Annotated in this window: 22 protein-coding genes and 2 rRNA genes; 11 read left to right on the forward strand and 13 right to left on the reverse strand. The window is 32.4% G+C overall.

Annotated features, from left to right (window positions below):
• Positions 1 to 4: 4 nt before the first annotated feature.
• The 5 genes from MR07_RS04070 to hprK are packed head-to-tail and all read left to right on the forward strand — an operon-like array spanning position 5 to position 4746.
• The gene (locus MR07_RS04070) at positions 5 to 400 is read left to right on the forward strand and encodes an SsrA-binding protein (protein ID WP_268743539.1); all 396 of its coding nucleotides are present in this window, start codon (positions 5 to 7) and stop codon (positions 398 to 400) included.
• A complete protein-coding gene (locus MR07_RS00350; protein ID WP_084289597.1) occupies positions 390 to 1436 on the forward strand; it encodes an aminotransferase class V-fold PLP-dependent enzyme in 1047 nt (348 codons plus the stop codon). The genes MR07_RS04070 and MR07_RS00350 overlap by 11 nt, the downstream gene beginning before the upstream one ends.
• Before the next feature lie 14 nt (positions 1437 to 1450).
• Positions 1451 to 2464, forward strand: a complete 1014-nt coding sequence (gene gap, locus MR07_RS00355) for a type I glyceraldehyde-3-phosphate dehydrogenase (RefSeq protein WP_024070878.1) — start codon at positions 1451 to 1453, stop codon at positions 2462 to 2464.
• A gap of 36 nt (positions 2465 to 2500) precedes the next feature.
• Positions 2501 to 3736: a phosphoglycerate kinase gene (locus MR07_RS00360; protein WP_024070879.1), complete on the forward strand. Its 1236-nt coding sequence runs from the start codon at positions 2501 to 2503 to the stop codon at positions 3734 to 3736.
• A gap of 53 nt (positions 3737 to 3789) precedes the next feature.
• On the forward strand, positions 3790 to 4746 hold the full coding sequence (gene hprK / locus MR07_RS00365) for an HPr(Ser) kinase/phosphatase (RefSeq protein ID WP_024070880.1): 957 nt from the start codon (positions 3790 to 3792) through the stop codon (positions 4744 to 4746).
• Here the strand turns inward: hprK and MR07_RS00370 are convergent.
• Genes MR07_RS00370 through MR07_RS00380 form a run of 3 tightly spaced genes read right to left on the reverse strand, consistent with a single transcriptional unit; the run spans position 4732 to position 8237 of the window.
• Positions 4732 to 5730 (reverse strand): P-loop NTPase family protein, encoded by a 999-nt coding sequence (locus MR07_RS00370; protein WP_024070881.1) that lies wholly within the window; start codon positions 5728 to 5730, stop codon positions 4732 to 4734. The two genes, hprK and MR07_RS00370, sit on opposite strands and share 15 nt — an antisense overlap.
• 3 nt (positions 5731 to 5733) lie before the next feature.
• The gene (gene metG / locus MR07_RS00375) at positions 5734 to 7275 is read right to left on the reverse strand and encodes a methionine--tRNA ligase (protein WP_327084515.1); all 1542 of its coding nucleotides are present in this window, start codon (positions 7273 to 7275) and stop codon (positions 5734 to 5736) included.
• Positions 7257 to 8237 carry an ATPase domain-containing protein gene (locus tag MR07_RS00380; protein WP_024070883.1) on the reverse strand — a complete coding sequence of 327 codons (981 nt, stop codon included), beginning with the start codon at positions 8235 to 8237 and terminating at the stop codon, positions 7257 to 7259. The genes metG and MR07_RS00380 overlap by 19 nt, the downstream gene beginning before the upstream one ends.
• 67 nt (positions 8238 to 8304) lie before the next feature.
• On the opposite strand from MR07_RS00380, the gene tmk reads away from it, so the two are divergent.
• The 6 genes from tmk to MR07_RS00410 all read left to right on the forward strand — a co-directional run bounded on the left by tmk (position 8305) and on the right by MR07_RS00410 (position 15515).
• A complete protein-coding gene (gene tmk, locus MR07_RS00385) occupies positions 8305 to 8967 on the forward strand; it encodes a dTMP kinase (protein WP_024070884.1) in 663 nt (220 codons plus the stop codon).
• Between the two features lie 14 nt (positions 8968 to 8981).
• Positions 8982 to 10862 (forward strand): M3 family metallopeptidase, encoded by a 1881-nt coding sequence (locus MR07_RS00390; protein WP_024070885.1) that lies wholly within the window; start codon positions 8982 to 8984, stop codon positions 10860 to 10862.
• Entirely contained in the window at positions 10850 to 12103 is a 1254-nt protein-coding gene (locus MR07_RS00395) for a threonine--tRNA ligase (protein WP_024070886.1), read from the forward strand. Before MR07_RS00390 ends, MR07_RS00395 begins: the two co-directional genes overlap by 13 nt.
• A 2-nt stretch (positions 12104 to 12105) precedes the next feature.
• Positions 12106 to 13215 (forward strand): hypothetical protein, encoded by a 1110-nt coding sequence (locus MR07_RS00400; RefSeq protein ID WP_024070887.1) that lies wholly within the window; start codon positions 12106 to 12108, stop codon positions 13213 to 13215.
• Positions 13216 to 13282: 67 nt separating this feature from the next.
• Entirely contained in the window at positions 13283 to 14671 is a 1389-nt protein-coding gene (locus MR07_RS00405; RefSeq protein ID WP_024070888.1) for a M17 family metallopeptidase, read from the forward strand.
• A 52-nt stretch (positions 14672 to 14723) separates the two neighbouring features.
• Positions 14724 to 15515, forward strand: a complete 792-nt coding sequence (locus MR07_RS00410) for a hypothetical protein (protein ID WP_024070889.1) — start codon at positions 14724 to 14726, stop codon at positions 15513 to 15515.
• Positions 15516 to 15754: 239 nt separating this feature from the next.
• Here MR07_RS00410 and rrf read toward each other — a convergent pair.
• The 10 genes from rrf to MR07_RS00455 all read right to left on the reverse strand — a co-directional run bounded on the left by rrf (position 15755) and on the right by MR07_RS00455 (position 25581).
• A 5S ribosomal RNA gene (rrf, locus tag MR07_RS00415) occupies positions 15755 to 15864 on the reverse strand.
• 61 nt (positions 15865 to 15925) lie between these two features.
• Positions 15926 to 18867: ribosomal RNA gene (locus tag MR07_RS00420) — 23S ribosomal RNA — on the reverse strand.
• A 169-nt stretch (positions 18868 to 19036) separates the two neighbouring features.
• Positions 19037 to 19420, reverse strand: coding sequence for a hypothetical protein (locus MR07_RS00425; protein ID WP_024070890.1), 384 nt, complete (start codon positions 19418 to 19420; stop codon positions 19037 to 19039).
• Between the two features lie 41 nt (positions 19421 to 19461).
• Positions 19462 to 19770 (reverse strand): hypothetical protein, encoded by a 309-nt coding sequence (locus MR07_RS00430; protein WP_024070891.1) that lies wholly within the window; start codon positions 19768 to 19770, stop codon positions 19462 to 19464.
• A 289-nt stretch (positions 19771 to 20059) separates the two neighbouring features.
• Positions 20060 to 20674 carry a hypothetical protein gene (locus MR07_RS00435; protein ID WP_043901134.1) on the reverse strand — a complete coding sequence of 205 codons (615 nt, stop codon included), beginning with the start codon at positions 20672 to 20674 and terminating at the stop codon, positions 20060 to 20062.
• 98 nt (positions 20675 to 20772) lie between these two features.
• Entirely contained in the window at positions 20773 to 21741 is a 969-nt protein-coding gene (ruvB, locus tag MR07_RS00440) for a Holliday junction branch migration DNA helicase RuvB (RefSeq protein ID WP_024070893.1), read from the reverse strand.
• 3 nt (positions 21742 to 21744) lie between these two features.
• Positions 21745 to 21936, reverse strand: coding sequence for a hypothetical protein (locus tag MR07_RS04205; protein WP_084289599.1), 192 nt, complete (start codon positions 21934 to 21936; stop codon positions 21745 to 21747).
• A 27-nt stretch (positions 21937 to 21963) separates the two neighbouring features.
• Positions 21964 to 22356: a Holliday junction branch migration protein RuvA gene (gene ruvA / locus MR07_RS04210; RefSeq protein ID WP_084289601.1), complete on the reverse strand. Its 393-nt coding sequence runs from the start codon at positions 22354 to 22356 to the stop codon at positions 21964 to 21966.
• 42 nt (positions 22357 to 22398) lie between these two features.
• Positions 22399 to 24285 (reverse strand): CHC2 zinc finger domain-containing protein, encoded by a 1887-nt coding sequence (locus MR07_RS04075; protein WP_024070894.1) that lies wholly within the window; start codon positions 24283 to 24285, stop codon positions 22399 to 22401.
• 6 nt (positions 24286 to 24291) lie between these two features.
• Positions 24292 to 25581 carry a His/Gly/Thr/Pro-type tRNA ligase C-terminal domain-containing protein gene (locus tag MR07_RS00455; RefSeq protein WP_024070895.1) on the reverse strand — a complete coding sequence of 430 codons (1290 nt, stop codon included), beginning with the start codon at positions 25579 to 25581 and terminating at the stop codon, positions 24292 to 24294.
• Positions 25582 to 25593 lie beyond the last annotated feature (12 nt).

Here is a 25593-nt window from a genome sequence, read left to right on the forward strand (position 1 = left end):
TCACTTACAAAGTAATAAAAAAAGACTTTATAAATATCAATCCTTTGACAGTTATGTTGCAGGATTGAGTCTAAGTTCTACTATAGTTAGGGGGATACTTAGGGGAGAACTATCTTTTGGAAATAGCTACATTAAACCAATAGATTCTGAATTATTTTTAGTAGGTTTTTGTTCTGAACCTATAAAGTTGTTACTTCATAAAAGAGAGATAAGGAAGATTATTGAATCTTCTAAAAAACAAGGATATTCTATACTCCCACATTCTTTTTTCTTGAAGAACAGAAGAATTAAATTAGAGATTCATCTTTGTAAATACAACAAAGAACATTTAAGGGAAAAGAAAAATAAAAAGTATCTAAGGTCTAAGGATGAGAACAAATTCTTAGATTTTGATTATTAAACCTAAAGAATTAATTTATTTTGATAATGCAACAACTTCTCTTAAATTACCTTCCTTCATTGAGAAGCTACTTAAGAGTTATTCTGATACTAGTTGAGTAAAGAAAAAAGAAAAATATCTTTTTTCTTTAGTTAAAAAACTTTCAAATTGGTTAAATGTTTTGGCCGATCAAATACTTTTGGTCCCTTCTTCAACTTATGCTATTAATGAAATCTTTAATAGCATAATTGGTAATTGAAATGGACAAATATTAAAGGTTTATATTTTTGAGGGAGAACACATTTCAAATTGATCTAGTCTTTGAAACTTTAAAGAAATAAACAAAGAACTAATAGAGATACATCACTATTCTTTAGACAAAGAAATTGTCAATAATCTTCAGAATGAACAAGGGATTCTTTTAATAACTTTTAGAGATAACTTAGGGAATTGCATTTGAGCTCCAGAAGAAATTTCAAAAATTAATCAAAGGAACAAAGAACTAATAATTATTGGAGATTTGACTCAATCAATGATGAATGATGATATCTCCAAAATTAAAGAACACTTTGATTATTTGTATTTTTCAGCACATAAAGTTTTAGGACCATTTGGGATAGGTTGCATAATAACTAAAAAACACAACCATTTGAGAAAAGATGATTCATTTTCCCTAGATTGAAGATCAATTTATGTGTGAGAACAAGAGTTTGACAACATATTGAGATTTTTAAAAAAATCTAGGGAAAAATCCAAAGATTTAGTTAATTATTGAGTTAAAAATTTTCCAATAAGTTCAGGTTTTAGCTATATACATTACCCTAATTCTTTGATTTTTTTAGTAAAAGTGAATAGTCATTCAATTCATGACTTTGCATATTTATTAGAAGAATGCAAATTTGTATTTAGATTCAATGATCTTTGCTCTTCTAATTCTTTATTGGCAAATAAATCAATTATGAGATTTTCACTCTCGCCCTTAAACAAAATTGAGGAGATTGAAAAACTTTTTGAATTAATGAAATATTTTCAAAAAACCATGGAAGGTTTAAATTAAAATAGAAATTGTTGATGGAAGTTTACAGAGTAGGGATTAATGGGTTTGGAAGAATAGGAAGATTACTTTACAGAAATTTACTTAATTCTTCCAGCATAGAAGTAGTAGCAGTTAATGACATCGTTGAACCTAGTGTATTGGCACACTTGTTAAAGTATGACAGCTCACAAGGAGTATTAACAGATTGGGAAGTAACTAGTGATCAAGAAACTATTTATCTTAAGAATTTAAAAGGAGGGGGAACAAAAAGTTTTAAAGTTTACAACTTTAACAAAGAAAAGAGTTATCACTGAGGAGAGCTGGATGTTGATTGTGTAGTTGAATGTTCAGGTAGATTATTAACCAGAGAAGCAGTTAGATGTCACTTGGATGCTGGTGCAGACAAGGTATTGATTTCAGCTCCAGCTAAGGATGACAGCATCAAGACTGTGGTTTTCAATGTTAACCACAATTCCATTGCTACTTCGGATGATGTAATCTCAGGAGCTTCTTGTACAACAAATGCTTTAGCTCCTGTTGTTAAGGTACTTCACAGAAAGTTTGGAATCCAATCTGGCTTCATGACCACTATTCACGCCTTTACCTCTGATCAAAGACTGCAAGATGCTCCTCATGCAGATTTAAGAAGAACTAGAGCTGCGGCAAATTCTATTATTCCAACTACGACTGGTGCTGCAGCTGCAATCGGAAAGGTTATTCCAGACCTAAAAGGTAAACTTGATGGAATCGCTCACAGAGTTCCTGTTTTAACTGGTTCTTTGGTTGATTTAACTGTTAGATTGTCTAAGCCTGCAAGTGCTGAAGAAATAAATCAAGCTCTTGAATCAGCCGCAAATGAAACTATGCAATACATTGTTGACCCAATAGTTTCTGCAGACATCATCGGAAGCACTTATGGTTCTATCTTCGATTCTCAATTAACTAAAGTTCTTCCTACTGGTGAAGTTAAGTTGTATGCTTGATATGACAATGAGTCTTCTTACGTGAATCAATTATCCAGAACACTTCACTACTACATTTCTCTTTAAAGTTTTTAAAAGTTAATTAAAAACTTTCAGTTGTTAATGAGGTTTAACAAACAAACATTAAAAGATCTTTCTCTTCACGGCAAGAGAGTAGTTGTTAGATTGGATCTAAACGTTCCTATCGAAAATGGTGTTATAAAAAATAAAACAAGGATTTTAGGAACTATAGAGACTCTTAAGTATTTAATGGAAAAAGGTTGTAAGATAGTGGCTCTTAGTCACTTTGACAGAATAAAAAGCTATGAAGATATGATGTCAGGAAAAAAGAGTTTGAAAATAGTTGCCAAAGAATTTGAACAAATATTTTCAACTAAGAAAGTTTTGTTTATTGATGATAGAGATTTTGATACTGTAAAGCACAAAATTAAAAGTTCACATGCTGACTTAGTAATTTTGGAAAACACTAGATATTACGATGTAGATCCTTCAACTAAAGAATTAGTTAAGTGGGAAAGTAAGAATTCTCCTGTTTTGGCAGGATTTTACTCTGAATTAGGTGATGTATTCATTAATGATGCTTTTGGAACTTCCCATAGGGCTCATGCTTCTAATGTTGGAGTTGCAGAAAGAATAAAAGATAATGCAATTGGTTTTTTAGTTGAAAAAGAACTTCAAGCTCTCGATTATGCTTGTGAAACTGATGAAAAGCCAAAAATTATGATTCTTGGAGGGAGCAAGGCCTCCGATAAATTAAGACTAATTAAAGAAATTATAGACAAAGTTGATAAGTTAATTATTGGTGGAGGAATGTCTTATACATTTTTAAAAGCTCAAGGAAAACCTGTAGGGTTGTCTATGGTTGAACATGATTATGTTTCTCAGTGCGGGGAAATACTTTCTCGTTATCCTTCCAAGATAGTTCTTCCTGTAGATCATTTGGTGGCAGATAAATTTGAAGATAAGCCTGGAAGAGTGATAGATGCAGATGATTCTAATTGAGATACTGGAATGGCTTTGGACATCGGGCCTAAGACAGTTGAGTTCTTTTCAGAAATTTTGGATAATGCAAAGATAGTTATTTGAAATGGTCCTATGGGAGTTTTTGAATTTGATAATTATTCAGGGGGAACTTTTTCAATCTTGAGAAAACTTGCTGAATTAACTGAAAAGAGAGGAGTGTATAGCTTAATTGGAGGCGGAGATTCTGTAGCTGCAGCTGAAAAATTAAATATGACTGACAAATTTAGTTTCGTTTCAACAGGTGGTGGAGCCACTTTAACTTTCTTGGAAAGAGGTCCTTTGCCCGGAATCGAAATTATTAAGGACAAACTGTAGTCCAGTTAAATTAACTGACAGCTCTTTGGGCTGTCATTTAAAGTTAAGAATTAATGGAAAGGACTGCTATATCAGTTTCTTCTATCTATAAAAGATTTGGGGGGAAGTTTATCAACAAAACTCAAGAGAATTGCCAAAGATTAATCAAAATTTCTTCATTAAGTCGATTAGGGATGGAATTAAATGGAATATTTTTAGAAAAAGAACTTCTTTCTGTAGTTATCTGGGGACAAAAAGAATGTCAATTTTTGGAGACTGTCGATAAACAAAGACAAATTGAAATTCTTAAATCGATAATTCTTAAAAATCCACCTTTATTTCTTTTAAGTAATAACTTTACTGAAATTAAATTACTAGATTCTCTAAATAGGGAATTTAATGACAATCAATCAGCAATTATTCAACTTGATTATTCAACTAGAGAAATATTTAACTCTGTAGGAACTTGATTGGCGAAAAGCTTGGCAAGTTGGGAAACTATTCATGGATCAGTTGTTAGTGTTTTTGGAGTAGGAGTTTTAATTATTGGAGAGCCTGGGGTTGGAAAAACAGAATTATTATTAGATTTATTAAGTCTTAATCATTTGTTTTTGGGAGATGATGCTATCAATATAACTAGACTTGGAAATGCAGTTATTGCAAGGGCAAATCCTCAGTCTAGCGAGTTTATTCAAGTTAGAGGAATTGGAGTTATCAATATTAAAGAAGCTATTGGAAGGTCCAAAATTATTGATGAAACCAAAATTCACTTAATAGTTGAATTAAAAAAATATAGCCAATTAGATAAGATTGATAGTCTAGAAAATTGAGGAGAAGAGATTAAATATAAAAAATTACTCGATGTTAAATTACCTTACTATATTATTCCAGTTCAATTGGGAAGAAATATTAGTGAGTTAACACAAGCTTGTGTTAATGACCATAAGATGAAAAAATCAGGTTACAACTCTGCAAAAACTTTTGACAAGATTTTGAAAGAAAATTTAAAAAATAAATTAACTAAGGGATAAATCACTTCTAAACACAGAATTAATTAGTTGAGTAGTTATTGAATTAATTTCAAATAATTCAATATCTTCTACTTTTTCTCCAAAACAAATAAATTTAATGGGAATAGAATATTTAGGTCGCAAATTGTAAATCACTCCTCCTCTGGTAGTATTGTCCATTTTGGTCAATACTAAAGCTGAAATGGGAATAATTTCTAATAATTTTGTTAATTCTTGTTGAGAATAATTTCCCAATGTTGAATCTACAATTAAGAAACTTTCTTCTGGAGGTCTAGACATTATTTTTTCAACAATTGAATATTGCTTTTTAAGCTCCATTAATAAATTTTGATTGTTATATTGTCTTCCAGAACTGTCCAAAATAATCAATTCATATTTAGATTGATTCTCTCTTAAAGACCTATAGATTAAGGCACTAGCTTTTTCTGGAAGATTAGGAGTTACAATATCTACCTTTAATTGCTTGGCAAGAATATCTAATTGATCTACAGCGCCCGCTCTAAAAGTATCGCCAGCAACTAAAAGTATCTTTTTTACTAATTGATATTTGATTTTCAATAGATAAACAAGCTTAGATATAAAACTTGTTTTTCCTACCCCGTTAGATCCAGCAATAAAAAAAACATTACATTGATTTGGTTTGAAGTTAAGTCCTCTTAAGCTTGGGCTTGGTACCTTCAAAGAATTGTTTTTATTCTCGGATAGTGGATCTGAAAAATCGGAATAATGGTTGATCAGTAGTGCAATTAATTTTTCCCTAATTACTGATTCTGTTAAATCTTTGTGTCTTTTTAATTCTTGAACTAGTTTTTCCGAAAGTGAATTAGCTAAATCCAATTGAAAATCTAACTTAATTAAGCCATTAGAAATATCTTTTCGTAATTTATCTGCATCCCAATTAGTAGTTGTGGCAAATCATTGATTTACAAATTCAAATGCAGAAGATTTTCTTAATTTACTGAAAACATTATGGAATAATGACATTTATTAGTATTTGACAAATAAATTGTGAGATTTAGGTAAAGAAATACCTTCAAAGTTCAAAAGACAATTTAGGAATAAAGAATCTAATTTTTCCTCTTTATTAGAAATATTCAAAGATTCTTTTATTTCTTGTCACTTAGATTCTCGGAATATAGGAGAGAATAAGTAAGAAGCAAGAACTAATTGTCTATAAAGTAATACATTTAGTTCCTTGTATTCTAAGGAACTAATTTCTAGTTTTCAAGGTTCAAATTTCTCTAATAAATGATTAGCATTCTCAAGAAGACTCACTACTTGATTGATTATTCATCAAAATTCAAGATTTTCTATTTTAGATTGAATTTGCTCTAGGAGTTGTGAACCTAATTCAAATTCCCTTTGAAATTCAGTAACTTGAAAATCTTTTGAACTTCCTAATTTACTAGTAGTTAAATTGTTTTTTAAAAGTATTCCCTTTAATCGGTTAATTAGGTTTCCATGCAAATTAAGTAAATATTTGTTGTGATATTCTTTTAAAAGCTCTTCAGAGAAAACATGATCTTGACCTCAATTTAAATAAGCGCAATATCATCTAAGAGTTTCAAGTGAAAATTCTTGTAATATTTTTGGCAAAGGTTTTTCAATCAGACTGGCTTCAGATTTAGAGATCTTTCTATTTTTTTGATTAATTAATCATCCATGAACCATTAATTTGCAAGGAAGAGTTAATTTTTTGGCTTCCAGCAACAAAGGAAAATAAATAGAGTGAAATTTGAATATTTCTTTTCCGATAATTTGTATTATTTGTAGCTCTTTATTTTTTCATTTTTTATTTATTAAAGGGTTACTTAAATAACCTAAAAGAGCATCAAATCACACATAAACACAAAAGTTATGTTTATCTAATTGAATGCCTCATTCCAAATTCCTTCGAGAAACAGAAAGATCTTCCAATTCATTAATTATTCCTGTTTCTAAATTACTTCTATAGTGATCTGGAAAGATTATGTGTTTTTTTTGGTAATAGTCTAAAAATCAATCTTTAAACTCTTTGACTTTTAAAAAATAACTTTCTTCAGACCTAATAATTAATTCGTGTCCCATTTCACAAAGATTACTTTTCTCGTAATATTTTGTGGAATAATTAGTTTCACAATTAATACATTGATAACCAGATCATTGAGAGAGGTAAATATTACCACTTTTGACTAAATCATTGAAAAAACTTTTGACAAAAGCTTTGTGTTCTGTTGAAGAGGTTCTTATAAAAAAATCAGATGATAATTCAAGAGCTTGATTTAAATGTTGAAATTTTTGACTTATTTGGTCTACAAAGGCTTGTGGTTCTAGATTCGCATTCTTGGCATTAAGTAATATCTTCTCTCCATGCTCATCTACTCCAGTCAATAAGTAGACTTTTTTTCCTATTAACTGGTAGTACTTTTTAGTTAGAGATGCCAGTAAGAGAGTATATGCATGTCCAATATGGGGATCTCCCGAAGCATAAAAGAGGGGAGTAGTGAGCAGAAGCTCACTTTGCGAATGATTTATTTTTCTAGACTCGATTTAAGTTCATGAAGTTGTTCGCTATATTCAGGGCTGAATAACTTTTCCTTTAAAGCAGATAACCCCTGAGATATATTTTTATCTTTGTAATAGAATCAAGCGCCTCTTTTTTCTAGGAGCTTTCTTTCAAGTGCTTCATTGATAAGTTCATAGGCCTTACAGAAACCTGAGTCGAAATAAAGCCTTAGGTTTAGCTGAATTAAAGGACTATTAAATTTGTTTTTTATGATTGTAATTTTTGTTAAGAAGCCTACGGTCTTTTCTTGTTGTTTTATTGCTTCTTGTCTTTTCACTTCAACTCTTATACTTGCAGCGTATTTTAGAGCCCTGCCTCCAGAAGTTGTAGTTGAAGGGAAGAAAGATTGTTTTATTTGGTCTCTGATTTGATTTATAAAAATTACTGTTGTTTGAGAATTAATTAAATAAGATTGCAAGATTCTTAAACCTTTGCTCATCAATCTAGCTTGCAATCCCATACTTTGATCTTCTAGAGAACTATCTAATTCCACATTAGGTACCATTGCCGCGACAGAATCAACCACTATCAAGTCCGCCTCTCCCCCTTGAACTAGTGAATTAACTATTTTGAAAGTTTCTTCTCCGCTAGAAGGATAGCAAATGTATAGTTGATCTGACTTAACTCCTATTTTTTCTGCCCAAACTTTGTTTAGTGTATTTTCTAAATCGATATAGACACAAGTTTTATTTTGCGCCTGAGCTTCAGCAATAGCATGAAGAGCCAAAGTAGATTTTCCGGAAGAGTCAGCTCCAAAAATTTCAATAATTTTTCCACCAGGCCAACCTCCAGTGCCGAGAGCTCTATCTAGGGCATAAGAACCTGTAGGAATTTTTGTGAAGTTATTATTGATAGGATTTGTTTGAATTCTTTTTTCATCATCCCATATTTGAATTCCAAGAGAATTAAATTTCTCTTTTAAATTTTTTGACTTACCAAAAATCATTATCTATTAATTGTTAATTTTTTATTTGTCCCTCTAATTTATTAATTACTCGTCCTAGACAAAAAGTATGAAAAATAATTTTTTTATTGTTATTGAAGGTATAGATAATTCGGGCAAAACCACTCTAATTGAGCTCATTAAAAAACAATTAGAGTTACCTAAAAATCTTTTGATTAAGAGTTATTTTGGAGAAAAAATTTATTTCACTTCAGAACCTTATGGCCATAGTAAAGAATCAAAATATTCACAGTTAAGTGACTGTATTTTTTCTAATAGTTTTGGTTCTGTTGCAGAAGCTTGTTTATTTTTTGCAATGAGAGCAGACCATCTTTCCAATTTCATTATTCCTAAGATCAAGGAAAAATCTATGATTTTTTGTGATAGATATTTTCTTTCTACTTTGGCTTATCAATCATATCTCAAGAAAGTAGATATTGATTGACTCAACTTCAATATGAAACACATTTCTCAGGGAATTCATCCATTAGTTACTTTTGTGCTAGAAATTTCTAAAGAAGATCATTGAAGTTTCAAAAAGAAAAAGAATTTAGAGTCTCATAATGAATATGATTCAGTGAATTCATTTTCTTATGAGAATTTAGTGGAAGCTTATAGTTGAGCAATTCAACACTTAAGAAATTCAGGAGAAGAGGTGATCTCAATTCCCGCTTTCTATAACTGGGAACAGAAGGCAGAATTAGTGATTTCTTATATCAAAAGATTTATTTAATAAATTAGAAATAGATGGAAACTGGTATTAATAATTCTTTGAAGTGGGATTTAAGCCAAATATTAGAGTCAAAAACTCTGGACTGATGAATGAGTGAGATGGAAAGACTTCAAACACTCATTCTTGAGAAATATTCAGTCAATCTATTTAAAGACTTAGAAGGATTAATAGAGTTTCACAAGTTACTTAAAGATTTAGATATTGTTTCTAACAGAATAGGAACTTATATAAACAATAGCAAAAATACTGATTTAACGGAACCTAAGTGATTTATTAAAGAGCAAGAATTTATTCAAAAAACAATTCCATTTGGTCAAGCTTTATCAACTTTCCAAACATATGCCATTAAAAATAAAAAGACTATCTTGTCTTTTTATGCAGATCCAAAATTTGCACATTTAAAGAAAAGTTATGACAGTCTTTTTAGATATCAATCAAGAAGATTACCTGCCATAGTAGCAAAATATGAGGAGACTAAAGCTCCTCTATCTTCAGCTTTCTATGAAATATTCAATATTCTTTCTGAAAAAGATTTTTTACTAAAAGATATTGAAGATTCTAAGGGAAATACCTGTACTGTTAGAAACTATGCAGAATATATTCTGCATATGAAAAAAGAAGACTCAACTTTTAGAAAGAACCTATTTACCAGTTATGTAAATTTTTTAGATCAAAAAAAAGAAGGTTTACACAAATTACTGTATTATCAGTTTTTAGCTTGAAATATTGGATCTAAAAATATTTCTTTCAAAAATGGTTATACAGAAAGTGCTTTATATGCAGATGAAGTTCCAAATAAATTTCTTTTGAATCTTTATAAAAACATGAAAGCATTTCGACCAGATATTCAAAGATTCAGGGATATAAGAAAATCAGTCATAAAAAAAGTTTGAAATTTATCTAAATTTCAAGAGTGAGATGGTTATTTGGAACTTAAAGATACTTCTGGAAAGCAAATCACATTTGAGATAGAAGATTCAAAGAAGATCATTTTAGAGTCTTTGAAAGTTCTGGGACAAAGATACATTGATTCTTTAAATCTCATGTTTAGCAAGAATTGAATAGACTGAAAACCTAATCCTCCTTACAAAATCAGCGGAGCTTATTTCTCCGGAGAAGCTTATAGATTAGAAGGTAAATATGTTCTTTTAAATTACAACGGATATTTTGATGATTTATTAACTCTTGCTCATGAACTTGGACATGCTGTTCATGATATTGAAATAGATAAAACAGAAACTTACTATTACTCTCCCACTATTTTTGTAGCAGAGATTCCTTCTATATTAAACGAGATATTGGTTCAATATTACTTATTGGACAAATATAGAAGAGAAGGGGATAAATTTAGACAATTCCATATTCTCGATCACTTGTTAAGTACTTTTGTAAGTACTTCTTCTGTTCAACTCGGATACAGCGAGTGAGAATACACATTCAATGAGAAAATATCTAATAATCAATTTTTAGATTTAGAAGAATCTGCTCAAGCATATTCCGAAATAGTTAAGAGTTATTTGGGAGAAAGTTCCACAGAAAATCCAGATTTGCAAAAGAAATCATGGTATAGAATATTCTCTATTCCACATTTTTATAGTGGAATTTTGTATGTATACAAATATGCTGTTGGGATGTTAACCTCTGTATTACTATCAGAAAGAATAATGAATGCATCTGAAAGAGAGAAAGCTCTCTCTGACTATTTCAAATTTTTATCTGCAGGAAATTCTCTTTCTAATTTGGAATTATTGAATTCCTTATCTGTCAACTTATTGCAATCCCAAGATTACAAAAGAATTCATCAAGTTTTTAAAGGGTGATTGAGGGAATATGAGATGTTAGGTAAAGAGTTGTATGGAGTTAAAAGTGAATCATTTAATAATTGCAAGAGCTAGAGAAGGTTAAAGCGGAAGATAAAAAAGAAAGTTTTGAACATCGAACTTTTGGCTTAGAGCATCATTGATTTGTTGCTAATACAGCTCCAGGATTTTTCTCGTGAGGACCTCAAGGATATAAATTAAAGGAGTTAATTAGAAACTATATCAATAAATTTCAAAGTGAAATTTGCGGAATCCAATTAGTTAAAACACCGGTTTTAGCCAAAAAAGAATTATTTTTAAAGACTGGACACTTACCTTTATACTCAGAGAATATTTTTTCTGAAATTAAGAAAGGGGAAGAAGAATTGATTTTAAGACCAATGACTTGCCCCCATCATATTCTTCTTGCCAAGGAAATTATTACTAGTAAATCTCAATTACCTTACTTAATGGGGGAAAATTCCCTAATCCACAGGGATGAATATTCAGGAGGTTTATTGGGACTTAAGAGAGTTAGGGCAATGGAATTGATTGACACACATATTTTTTTGTTGCCAGAACAATCTTCTGAATGAATTCCCAAAGTCCTTTCCTGAATTTGAAAATTGTTGCAAAAATTTCAAATTGAACTAAAAGAAATAGTTCTCGCAACCAAAGCTTCTCAAAACAAATATATTTCTGGAGAAGATGAGTGGGAAAGAGTTGAAAGTGTTTTATTTAACTCAACTATTAATTGAGCTAAAGAAAATAATTTATCTAATCTATTAGTCGAAAGGGCTGGAGATGCAGCCTTTTATGGTCCCAAAATAGATTTCAATGCGCTAGATAAGCAAAATCAAACATATACCATTTCAACCTTACAACTTGACTGTTTTATGTCACAAAGATTGGGATTTGAATTAGATTCTTCACATCCTTGAATTATTCACTTAGGACTTATTGGGACATTAGAGAGATTTATTGCTTATTTAATTGAAAGGTATAAAGGAAAATTACCTTTTTGATTATGTCCAACTCAAATTTCAATTATTCCAATAAATTCTGAGAAGTTTGCAGAAGCTTCTCAAGAACTCTCTAAAAAACTATCTAAAGAAGGATTCAGAGTCTTCTTAGACCTCGGAAAAAACAGATTCACTAAAAAGCTTTTGCTTGCCAGCAAAGCTCAAATCCCCTTCCAAATACTTATCGGGGAAAAGGAGGCCCAATCTTTAGAAACTTTACAAGTTAGACAACTAGGAGAAAAGGAAGTCAAAAATTTTAGGTTTCAAGAATTTATTTCTCATCTAAAAGAATTAAATTCTGAATCTAACCTTTAGTAGTGTTCCCTGCAGGAGAGAAAATAATAGCTTTTGAGTTAGATTTTCTTTGTTGCAAGAAAGATTATTCTGTTAAAGAATTAAATAACCTGTTTAGTTTATTGAAAGAGTTGGGTGTTTACAATAATCTTTTTTTATTTACCAATAACTCTTTACAACAGTCAATTAATTTCCTAAGAGAACAGGAATTAAATATAGGTTATTTAGTTTCAAATTCAGGATCCTGCGTTTACAACTTAATAACTAATAAGAAAGAGAAAGAAAAAATTTTAGGTAAAGAAGTATTGGAACCAATACTTAGATTTAGTTTTTTTAATGATTTAATTTTTATTGCTCATTATTCCAATCAGTCTTTTATCTATGGATTTGATTATTTAACTCCTGAGAAACAAGGAACTTATTTATATTTTTCTCAACTTAAGAATTTATGGGAAATTAAAGAGGTAATTAATAGTGATTCTGTTTATAGCTTAGAAATATTGTTTGAAGAAAGTAATTCAGAATTAAGACTTTCGAAGATAAATAATTGTTTGAATAGCATAAAAAATTTAAAGGTGGACATAAATTATTTAGTAGTTGATCCAATTATTTATCTTTTTTCAAAAAATAATTCCAAGTTACAAATAATTAGTGAAGTTATGGGGGCGAATCAAGAAGAAATAAGTAGTAATCTTATTTATTCTTCTTGAGCAACTCCTGATTTGGAATTAGCTGAAAGTTCGTTTTTTTGACTTTCATTTTCTGAATTTGCTACTTGAATTGGAAGGGAATTACCTCACAAGTCAGTCATTTTTTTAGAAAATAACAGTCAAGCTTGGATTGATTGATGAAGAGATCAAGATTATCTTTGGAGAGAGAATCTTTTGAAGTTAAATTGAATTTCTCGAAAAATTAATAGATTAGAGACAAATATTGAAGAAAACAACGACAGTTGTTTTGAATTGGATTTGATTAGCGGATCATTTAGGTCTAAAGCAATTAATGAAAGATGAAATTCTTGAGCACTTTTTCAAAGAAAAAGTTTGTTAGAACATAAGGAAAGTTTAGTGACTCTTTTTTTGTGACCTGAGCAATTAAAAAATTTGTTAGTTTCTAAAAATTTAGCTAATTAGTTTATTAAATTTGCTCGAGATCTGCTTAAATTAATAAACTAAATATAGAAGAGGTGGTTCTTAACGAGTGGTAATACAACCTAAAAAGGATTTAAGAGTTTTTCAATTAATTGCTACTAAGGTAGTCGATAAATCTTTAAAACACCTAGATTATCAAGTAGATTACGAAAACGCTACTGCGAAGTTTTTTATTGATTCAGCAAAAGTTCAAACCAAAGAGTTCATACCAGCCTTAAAAAGCTGTCTAGAATCTGCTTATTCTTGAGAAGTTAACTATAAATCTTTCTTAGAGGCTACTGCACCAAACTTTGATGAGTTTGAATTAGAGTTATGTTTAAGAAGTCTAGTAGATTGCATTCTCAGGTCTCCTAAAAAATATTTTCAAAAAGAAAAAAGAAATGATCACAAAAAAATTAATAGACAAATTAAGTTAGTTGGCCTAGAAGATCTTTCTGAAGAAATCACCAATATATTAGATGGAGAAAATCAAATTAAGGAATGAGCAGAACTTCCACCAAATATATTAGATGCAGAAAAATTTGTATCAGAAATTATTTCTACCTCCAAAGAATTAGATTTAAATTACGAAGTCTTTAATTGAGAGGAATTATATTCAAAAGGATTTAAGCTTACTTGCGCAGTTGGACAAAATAAGAAAAATTCTTATTTGATTACTTTAAGAGAGAAAAGAGAAGAAGATTCAAACAAAAAAAGAAAGAAAATAGTCATAATAGGTAAGGGAATTTGCTTTGATACTGGGGGCTTAAGTCTTAAAACAGGTGGAAATATGGCAGGAATGAAATTTGATATGACTGGTGCGGGTTTAGTGGCTGCCATTTTTTTTACATTAGCAAAAAGTAAATTCTCCGAAGAAAATGAAGTAATAGCTCTTTTGCCAATTTCTGAGAATTTGATAGGTTCAGATTCTATAAAGGTGGATAGTGTTATTCAAGCATATGGAGGTAAATTTATAGAAATCTCTAATACAGATGCAGAAGGTAGATTGCTTCTTGCAGAAGCAATTGCTTATGCGTCTAGAGATTTAGAGGCTTCCGAAATTATGACCGTAGCTACTCTTACTGGAGCTGTCGGTTATGCCTTAGGAAAAAAATATGCAGGAGCTTGATCTACCTCCGAAGAAAATTGGAAGAAGTTTAATTCCCTTTCAGACTATACAGGGGAATATGTTTGGAGATTACCTTTAGATAAGTATTATCTAGAAAAATTAAAAAGTAGTATAGCGGAACTGAAAAACTCTGCTACAACTGGGATCGGGGGCGCTTCTAGGGCCGCCGCATTCCTAGCAGAATTTAGTGATAATAAGGAGTTTATTCATTTAGATATAGCAAATGTATCCAGTAAAACTTGTCACCAACACTCAAATATAGCTTTAGCTCCTCTCTTTAAAACTATTTATTTCTATTTAAAGGGGAGAAAAATTAGTCTGCCCAATTAAAATAATTTAATTATGGCTTTGGCAAAAATTCTTTTAACTATGATGGGGGGTGATGGTTGTCGGAACTGCAATTGGTGTCGGAACAAGAGAATATTTAACAAGAACTAGTAGTTTAACTACACCACAAGAAGTAGAGAAATTAAAGAAGGAGTTAGCTGACAAGTCTTGGAGAATTACTCAATTAAAGGATGAATCAGTTGAACAAATACTTAGTTTATTAAAAGTACAATCTCAATACTCAGAAAGTCTTAAGGAAATAGAATCAATTAAGTCACAACTAGAGGAGTTAAATAAACAAAAGACCAATCTTGAGGGGACTAACCAACAATTAGCAGAACAAAAGTCTGCACTTGACAAGATTAAACAGGAGTTAGAAAATAAAAAACAAGAACTGACACAAGCGACACAAAAGTTTGAAGGAGATTTGGCGCAACAAAAGAAAGAGTTTGAAGAAGCAAAAACAAAATTGGAAGGAGAAAAGAGAAGTGCTGAAGAAGGCAAGGCTGAAGTTCAAAAAAGCAAAGATGAATTAACTGAACAATTAAAAAAATATAGTCGTTTAGAAAATATTTTTAATTTGTTGAAAGAGGATGGAGTGACCGAAGAGCAGATTAAGAATATTGATACTTATGAGAAAAGCTTGTTAAATGTAGTTCAACAAAGAAGACAGTTTCTTTCTCAGAAAAGGCAAGAATTTAGTAAAGTTTTCCAAGATTTGATTACAAGAGGTAGAGCTTGGAATATAGAAAAAGAATGAGAAAGCACGGCAAAATTAGTAAGTGACTTGGAAAATTTAGCCAAAAAGCTAGGAATTGGTACTGATTCACAAGAACCGAAGAAGTAAGTTCTTCAGCTAAAGAAGAAGTTAAATAGTAGTAACTAGGTTAGTTGTTTAAAATTCTTAAATTTATCTACTTACTTTAAATCCGTTTACACTTTAGTACCTAAATATGAAAAATCTTTAGTTAAACCTTTCAAGAGAAATAATTTTTTGTTATTTCCAACTTCTTCCACAAATTACAAAAAATCAAATAATTAATAGAAATTAATTTTTCCACTAATTAACAAAAACCAAATAAAGTAGCGCAGTCAACTCTTCTAAGCTCCCTTCTAGGGGCCTAGCAGAGCCTATGGTGCTTGACTGTTATGTTCGGGATGGGAATAAGTATTTCCACCGTAGTATCCTGACTGCGCAAGCAACAATTTTAGGAATAAATAAGACTAAGTCAGAAATAAATCTTGCAACGAAAGATCTTCCTTAAATCTTTCACATAATTAGTACTACTTAGCTGAATACATTACTGTACTTACACTTGTAGCCTATCAAGGTAGTAGTCTTCTACCATGTTTATGCCCAGCACCTCTGGCGCGGGGCGGGAAAGTTTTTTGAGGCTAGTTTCACACTTAGATGCTTTCAGCGTTTATCTAATCCACACTTATCTATTCAGCAATGCCACTGGCGTGACAACTGATACAACAGCGGTGTGTTCATTCCGGTCCTCTCGTACTAGGAATGAATCCCCTCAACTTTCCTTCAGCCACTACAGATAGGGACCAACCTGTCTCACGACGGTTTGAACCCAACTCACGTATCTTTTTAATCGGCGAACAGCCGAACCCTTGGGAGCTGCTTCACCCCCAGGATAAGATGAGTCGACATCGAGGTAGCAAACAATCTCGTCGATATGAACTCTTGGAGATTATTACCCTGTTATCCCTAGAGTAGCTTTTATCCGTTGAGCGATGGCCCTTCCATTCAGAACCACCGGATCACTATAGCCTAATTTCTTACTTGTTCGACTTGTCTGTCTCACAATCAAGCACACATATAGTATTACCCTTACTGTACGATTTCCATGCGTACTAAGTGTACCTTTGCGCGCCTCCGTTACTTTTTAGGAGGCAACCGCCCCAGTCAAACTGCCCACCTAACACTGTCCATACTCCGGATTCACGGAGATATGTAAGTAAAGACTTATTGAAATTGTGGTATTCCACTGTCGGCTCCAACAGAGCTAGCGCCCCATCTTCCCAGCCTCCCACATATCCTCTAATAACAACAAATCTTCACAATATCAAGTTACAGTAAAGCTTCATAGGGTCTTTCCGTCCCATAGCGGCAAGAGAGTGTCTTCACTCTCACCAGGATTTCACCGAGCCTACAGTCGAGACAGTTAAGAGCTGGTTACACCATTCAAGCGGGACAGAATTTACCTGACAAGGAATTTCGCTACCTTAGGACCGTTATAGTTACGGCCGCCGTTCACCAGGGCTTGAGTTAAAAGCTTCAGCTAGCCAAGCTAGCCTGACCTCCTTCTTTGACCTTCTGGCACCGGGCAGGTGTCGCCACATATACTTCATGTTTGAATTTTGCATATAGCTGTGTTTTTGTTAAACAGTCCGCCCTCATTCTTTACTGTGACCCGCATTCTATGCGGGCACTCTTTCTCCCGAAGTTACAGAGTCATTTTGCAGAGTTCCTTAACTGTAGTTCGCTCGCTAGCCTTAGGATATTCTCCTTGATCACGTGTGTTCGTTATCGGTACGAGTACCTTGAACGTCTTTGTCTCTTAGAGTCTTTTCTGGAGAATATGATTAAGTCTGGCTTTCCCAACCATTGCTGGCCGAGATCGTATTCAATCCTTGCACTTATGTTGAGTTGATTTTCATACTCAACGTACTCAAAATCTTAAAAGGGAATCCAATAACCCTCCCAGTTTAACCTTTTCTGTCAACCCATCGAACGTTCAAGGTAGTACGGGAATATTAACCCGTTGCCCATCATCTACGCCTTTCGGCCTCAACTTAGGATCGACTTACCTGAGGAGGACGAGCCTAGCCCCAGAAACCTTGATCAATCGGCTAGAAAGATTCTCACTTTCATTCGTTACTCACGCCGGAATTCTTACTTGTATATAGTCCACTCATGCTCACGCTCAAGCTTCAACCCCTATACAACATTTGTCTACCATGCTTGACATTCTATGTCACCATCCAAAAATTCGGTATTAAGCTTAGCCCCGTTATACTTGTGGCGCCAAAAAACTAGACTAGTGAGCTGTTACGCACTCTTTAAATGGTGGCTGCTTCTAAGCCAACATCCTAGTTGTTTATGAATTTTGACTTCCTTTTCCACTTAGCTTAATTTAGGGACCTTATTTGTTGGTCTGGGCTCTTTCCCTCACGACTATAAAGCTTATCCCAAATAGTCTCACTGCCAAGGTACAACAATTGGAATTCAGAGTTTGATTCTATTTGGTACAGCGCGAACCGCCCGTATAGATTCAGTGCTTTACCTCCAACTGCAAATTTACTTGACGCTAGTCCTAAAACTATATCGACAAAAACCAGCTATCAGGGAACTCGATTGGAATTTCACCTCTAGCCACAAGTCATCCGCTATCGTTTCAACGACAGTCGGTTCAGTCCTTCATCTGATGTTATTCAAATTTCAACCTGCTCATGGCTAGCTCGTCCCCTTTCGGGTCTATTGCAACCTACTAAACGCCCTATTAAGACTCGCTTTCGCTTCAGCTCCGCTGTTCTACAGCTTAACTTCGCAACTTGCAATAACTCTCCGGCTCATACTTCAAAACGCACGCCATCACGCTTAATCGCGCTCTGACACTTTGTAGGCTAGTAATTTCATGTTCTATTTCACTCCCATATCTGGGTTCTTTTCACCTTTCCTTCACAGTACTTGTTCGCTATCGGTAAATGATTAGTATTTAGGCTTACCCGATGGTCCGGGTTGATTCAAACAGGGTTCACATGTCCCGCCCTACTCAGGATAACTTTGGCTCTCTTTGCATTTCGCATACGGGGCTTTCACCCTTTATAGCATCACATTCCAATGAATTTTTGCTATGCGCGGAGATGCCGTGTAAGGTCCTACAACCCCAAAAAAGTTCTGCTTTTTTGGTTTGGCCTCTTCCCCTTCCGCTCACCACTACTTAGGGAATCACTTCGTTTTCTTTTCCTTTGGCTACTGAGATGTTTCACTTCGCCAAGTTCGCCTTATTACCCTATGGATTCAGGTAATAATAGTAGAAATATTAATTTCTACTGTATTGCTACATTCGGAGATTACCGGATCAAGGTCTCTTATCGACTACCCGATACTTATCGCAGATTAGCACGTCCTTCATCGCCTATCATTTCCAAGGAATCCGTTACTAGCCCTTAGTAATTTAAAGAATCTTTCGTTTTTACTTCTGTTTTATTTACTCGGTCTTATTACTTCCTGAAAAATTGTCAAAGATCTAGCACATCTCAAACAACTTTATTATTCAAGACAAGTGCACAAAAATTATTCTCAGCGAAAAGAGAAAATCTCCAATCGCTAGAGACAATCAAATTAAGATTTTATTTTTCCTTTTTCTTTTTATCCTTAGGAATTTCTCCTTTTTTTAAAAAATCAATCATTTCTGGGATTAATTTATTTCCCGATTTACAAATAAAACAAGTTCCTAAAGGTAAGTTGTTTTCTTTCTTCCCCTTCTTTTTTGCTCCGTTGCACTTTAGCCCTTCTTCTCCTTCTGTTGTACCTTGACCACTTTTTTGATGTTTAGAGAAAACGCCAATTGTTCTTCTGGGATTAACAATAGATCTGATGTAAAGCCAGTTAATCATGTCTTTGTCCCCATTTTTTTGACTTTCTTCTTTGCTAAGAAATTTAGCAAGTTTTTGAAATGTTGTGAAAGCATCAGGCAACTTGGATAAAGTTTCAGCTTCCGTCAATATTCCCATTCATGACTTAATAACTGAGTGAAAATTAAAAACTAAGTTTTCTAAAAAACTGTAATTTCAAAAGTTTTTAAGAAATCCAACAAAAACTTAGAATTTCCACTCGTTTTGATTCATTGATAACTTATTGGAACAATTCCAATAACACTTGTGACCACTTCAGATACTTTATGTCAAGCTTGGGTCATAGTTGGAATGGGATTCAAAGGTTCAGAGGGAAGAGAAGGAGATGATGTGGATCCATCATAGTTAAATATGGTTGCAACTCACCCGCCGAGCTTTCCTAAAGCTTTGGAAACTAAATTCTGACTAACTTCTGCGCTTGTAAAACTTATTCCTGCGGAAAGTCCCAATAATGTTAGACATAAATATGCAATTCTTCCTTTAAGAAGTGCCCCCCCCGCAGAAACATTAATTAATACTTAGTTGGGTTAATGTATCTGCCTTGAATGAACTTTTTCCAACAAAAACAGGAGTAAAACAACAAAACTTATTTCTGAACTATATGTCTATGTTTATAGCACTTCCTCTCTTTTAATTCCGCAAAATTATCTAGTCAGAATTTATAAACCTTGCCTAGAAAATCATATTGTTGCCGATTACCTATATTTATGATGATTAACTAAGAAATTTCTGTAATTTCTATTTTCCCCTCTCATAAGGAAAGTAAATATAGATTCGTTTACCAAAAAGTCCTCACCCTTTTATTTCAACAGTAGTAACTGTTGACAACAGCTTTATTGTCCCCTTATAGATTCACTCTCCTTGTATCTCATTTTTAAAAACTGTTCCTTTGAAAAAAGTGTTAATGCCCCCCCCATTGTTCAAATCATTTCTCGGCACCGTTTCAGAATAAAAGTCAAACTTTTCTCCTAATTTAAATGAATAGTTGCTGTCTAAAACAGATTTCGGGAATAATACATTTCATCTTTCTGGCAGGGAAATATATTCATTTTTGACATTAGTAATTTTGCAAGAAGTTGCAACATAGTCATTCTTATCCTCTTTTTGCTTCTTTAGAAATTCATCCAAATCCGATACAGTAAATACCACCTCGCACTCTCCTTTAACAATAGTTTTTCTTTCTGAGTATTTGTGGTCTGAAATTAATTCAGGACCTAAAGACTTTGCAGTTTCATCCAGTTTCATTGATTTATCGACTTTACTGGGTGTTTGTTTAGAAGAAAGTAACGGGATCCCAACGCAACAGCTACCTAAGGTAGATGCAGTAAATAAAACTTTTGTTGGAATCGACACAAATAGAGAGGAGAAATTATCCTAGAAATCCAAATTTCAAATGTTTTAAGGGAATAAAACTTCAGATTTGTCTCCAGTCTAAAAATGTGGATACCTCTCTAGTTCTTTCTACCTCTCTTTCTATTAAAGTCATTAAAATTTCGAATTATTTTTTGACCTTCTAAGGTTAAAACCCTTCCCTTTAATCCTTTGTTGATATAACCTTTGAAAACCAAATAAGGTTCTATTTTTTTAATAATTGTTAATTCATCTATATTTGTTCCTTGAACAATGGTTTTTATTCCCGCAGTTTGTCTATTAGCTTCACTTAAAAAAATTAAGTACTTAATGTCAACTTCTGTAAGTCCTTGAAATAAAAATCCACATTCTTTAATAATTTCTTGAATTTCACATTTGCTATTTATAGTCTTGTAATCCATAACTCTTCGCAAGATTCTCTTGACATTTCTAGGAATTCCCCTAGAATTGTTAGAAATAGTAATTATTTCCTTTTCAGTGAGAGTTAATTCTCATTGATTTAGTAAAGATTTAATGAGATCTACAATTTCTCGATCTTCATAGCAATCTATAAAAAAGACATAACCAAATCTTTCTTCTAGGGCCTTAGGTAAAGCTCCTAAGTTGGTAGTAGCGGCAATCAATGTAAATTTAGGAAGACTTATTCTAATAGCCTTGGAGTTGTAATTTTTACCAACTAATAAATCCAAAACATTATCTTCCAAAGCCGAATACAACATTTCAGCATATTCCAATTTTAAGCTGTGAATTTCATCAATAAATAAAACATCAAAGTCTCGTAAGGTATTCAAAACTCCAATTAAGTCTGGCAAAGTTTGAATATTAGTTGCAGGAATTATCTTTATATTTACCTTCAATTCATTAGCAATAATTTGTGCCAAAGAAGTTTTACCAACCCCTGGAGGACCATAGAAAAGTGTATGTTCCATAGGTTTATTTAGTTTTTTTGAGACTTCAATTCCAACTTGTAAGCTCTTAACAATTTCAGTTTTTCCTATAAATTCACTCAAACGGCTAGGTCTAGCTTTGAGAGTTTCTGAATCAATCACTTTTTAAGCGAAATTATTTTGAGAGATTGTTTTTAAACACTCACTAATGATGGAATTTAGATCAAAAAACTCATTTTTTCTAGTCTTAACTATTTCTATAGTTCTTCTAATATCTCTTCATTTGTAGCCAATCTCTGTTAATGAAGAGATTATTTGCCTTTCATCCCAAACACTATCGGAATTTGAAATTGGCAAGCTAAGTCAACTCTGTTTAATAGTTTTTTAATTTCTTAGAGTTGAAATAAAAGATTGAGCAGTATTCAATGTAAATCCTCTTAAAGATGCCAGTTGAATCCGATTTTCTTGTTCCGCAAGACTCAAAATATTATTTCAGTCATTAGTTAGTATTTTTTGTGCTGTTTTTGAACCAATTCCCTTGATAGATAAGAGAAATCTAAAAATTTCATAATCTTGTCTGGTTAAGAATCCAAATAATTGAGTAACTAATTGGCCTCTAGGTTCTAGTCTTATATCTTGAAAAATATAGATTAAATATTCTTCTCCCTTTTTTAAATAAGAAGAATTTAAGAAATGGACTTGATAACCTATGCTTTGAGACTCAACGACAATATGATCTTTCTGAAATTCAATAACTTGACCTTTTAAGTAATACATCTATATTATTAATTACTTCTCCTCGGCAAAAAAGCATAAAATTTAACTTTTTTCCAACTCCAAAAGTTTGTTAAAAGTATTAGAACTTTTACTTCTTAAAAGCTCCCTATCGGCCTCTATTCGCTTAAGTCAATCTAATTTCATTGACAAGTCAGTTAAATGATCAGATTGTAGATATGTCTCAGATTTATCTAAAAGTAAATAAATTAATGAATAATAAAGTTCAAAAAAATCTCAAAGATTATCAAAAGACACATTTGTGATTTTTGAATTAGAGAGAGTGTAGTTGGTCTTTTCATTAGTTAAGTTATCTGTCAATTGACTTAAAAAAAGTCTTTCTTCTGGAAGCAATATTCATTGAAATAATTCAGCATAATCTTCCAGAGATTTAGATTGTCAGTCTTGTAATTCTTTTTTGATAATGTCTTGTGATTTCCTTGATTTGATTAGTGCAGTTCATAAGACCAAAATGTTAGAGAAATTGGAAATAATAGTTTTTGGTTTTTCTGGCTCTCTAACCATAGGTGGAATTCTTCTAGACGTACCATTTTGGCTCAAACAATACAAGTTAATAGTTTCTAAGTAACTTTGGTGTTTAGACAATATAACTTCTTTTTCTTTTTCTGAAAGATTTACTAGTTCATAAAGGCTAAATATCTTATTCAGGGAATCAATTGCAAACTTTATTTCTAGAGAAGGATTAAGATAAAAAAATCGATTGGGATTTCAGTTAAATATAGAACTTAACAGTGCATTTACCAATTGATTCAGAGATAATAATTCAGTTTCAGGATTTGATTTATTGATTGATTTCTTTCAGTTAGACTTAATCCAATCAACAAAAAGTGTTGGTTCCGGAAGCTTGAAATCAGGATGGGTGCAATAAAACTCCGAAAAGTCTTTACAATTTTGCAGATCTATTTCTAAGGAGTAAGGATGGATTCCTATTTTTAATAATTGTTGAATTATTTTTAGCGAAGCAGTAATACCTGCTCTGTCAGAGTCCAACATTAGAACTATTTTTTTAACTCCCCTTTTCTGTAATATTTCTAAACAATCGCTAGATAAATCTCTTCCCATTAAAGCACATCCTTTGGCACTGGGTTTCAATACTAACAGTGAAAATAAATCAAAACAACCTTCAAATAAATAGACTTCTTCGTCATTTTTTAATTCTGCCAATGCAGGAAGGTTGTAAAGAAGTTGAGCTTTCTTAAACAAAAGAGTTTCCTTGGAATGCAGATACCTAATCTCACTTCTTGAATTAGGCATAGCCCTAGCGCTAAAGCCCACAAGCTCTTTTGAAGCAGAAAACACTGGAAATGTAATTCTGTTTTGAAATATGGGAATTAAAGTGTCTTTATCTTTTTCTTTGGAAAATATTCCAACTTGAGAAATAAATTCTGAATCAATAAATTTGTATTCTTCAGAAGATTTTTGGATTCTTTCTATAGCTCGCAACAATATCAAACCACTAGGAGCATATCCAATTCTCATCTTTTTGATCAGATCAACATTTAACTTTCTCTTCTGAATTAAGTAATCTAATGCTTCTTTGCCTGATGGATAGAATAAGTGCTTTTCAAAGAATTCGGAAACAAATTCGTTGAATTTAATTAACTGTTGCTTAAAACAAATGTCTTTGTAAGTTACAGGATCAAGCAGATTCTCAAAAGGAAGCTTGAGTATCTTGTGCGCTTGGATTAAAGCTTGTTGATAACTGGTTTTCTCTTTTCTCATAATGAAAGAAACTGCATCCCCGCCAACTCCACAGGAAAAACATTTGAATATGTTTTTCTCTAAAGAAATGAATAAAGAGGGATTTGTATCTTCGTGAAATGGGCAGATGGCTCTATAATCTTTTCCCTTTTTTTCTAGTTGCAGATAGCTCTCAATAACCTCTTTGACGTTTAATTGACTTCTTTGCATTTCTCTTTAATTGGATTCATGTTTTGAAATTAATTCTTTTAGATTTAGACACTTAAAAACATAATTTTTAAGCTCTTGTAGTCCAATTCTTATTTGGCTTCCAGAGTCTCTTTCCCTAATTGTGAATGAGAAATTTTCCTGTTGTAAGGAGCCACTATCATAATCCACAGTGAGACAATAAGGAGTCCCAAATTGGTCTTGCTCTTTATATCTTTTTCCGATCGAACCTCCTTTGGATAATGTGGTTGAAATAGAAAATTTTTGCAATCATTGATGAAGCTTTTTGGCTTCATCCTCTTGCGAAGAGCTTAATGGAAGCACAGCAAATTTATAGGGGGCGAGAGCTAAAGGGAGTGACAAAATTTCTCAAGATCTATTATTTCTTGTTTGGAGAAATTCAGTAACTACTGCCAACATCAACCTATTGAGACCAACTGAGTGTTCAACTATGTTTGGAATTAAGGTAGTTTGATCACTACCAGCTTGTATATGTAATTTTGCTTTTGAATGTTTTTGATGTGCCTTAAGATCAAAATCTCCTCTATTGGCTATCCCCCATAACTCTTCTTCCCCAAATTCAAATTTGTAGTAAAGATCTAGATTCTTTTTTGAATAGTGGGGAAGTTCTTGCCCCTCTATAGTTTTGAAGTAAAAGGAGTTAGGAGAAAATCCTAGTTTATGAATTAAAAAGTTAGTGACTTGTTTTTTTTGAACTTCAAGAGTTGATTCAGTTTCTTCTGGAAATGTAAACTCTTCAAACTCTAATTGTTCAAATTCTTTAGTTCTAAAAATTTTTCTACCAGTTGTTACCTCATTTCTGAAAGCCTTACCCATTTGAGCAACTCTGAATGGAAATTTAAGCTTGGAATTGAGAGAAATTAACTTGGCATTAACAAAGATTGTTTGAGCAGTTTCAGGCCTTAGGTAATAATCTTCGACCTTAAATATTTGATTGAAACTTTTAGGTTCTGTTAGATTGCCTGAATTACATGATTTACATTTATCAACAATCTCTTCAAATCTAGCATTACAATCTCTGCACTCTACTAGTTGTCTTTCAAAGTGTTTTATATGACCAGTAGCTTCTCAGATTTCCTTGTTGGTCAGCAAGTTTCCCTCATAGAGTACTGTATTTTCTTTGCCACTGATAAAGTACTCCATTCAACATTTCTTTAAGTTTTCCTTAAGTAAAACTCCTAAGTGACCATAGTCTCAACTATTTTCTTGTCCACCGTAAATAGAGCAGGAGGGATATATAAATCGATTGTCCAGTAAAAATTTTTCTATTCTGCTCAATAGAGATCAGTT

The organism is Mycoplasma ovis str. Michigan (assembly GCF_000508245.1).
Classification (GTDB): Bacteria; Bacillota_I; Bacilli_A; order Mycoplasmatales; family Mycoplasmoidaceae; genus Eperythrozoon_A; species Eperythrozoon_A ovis.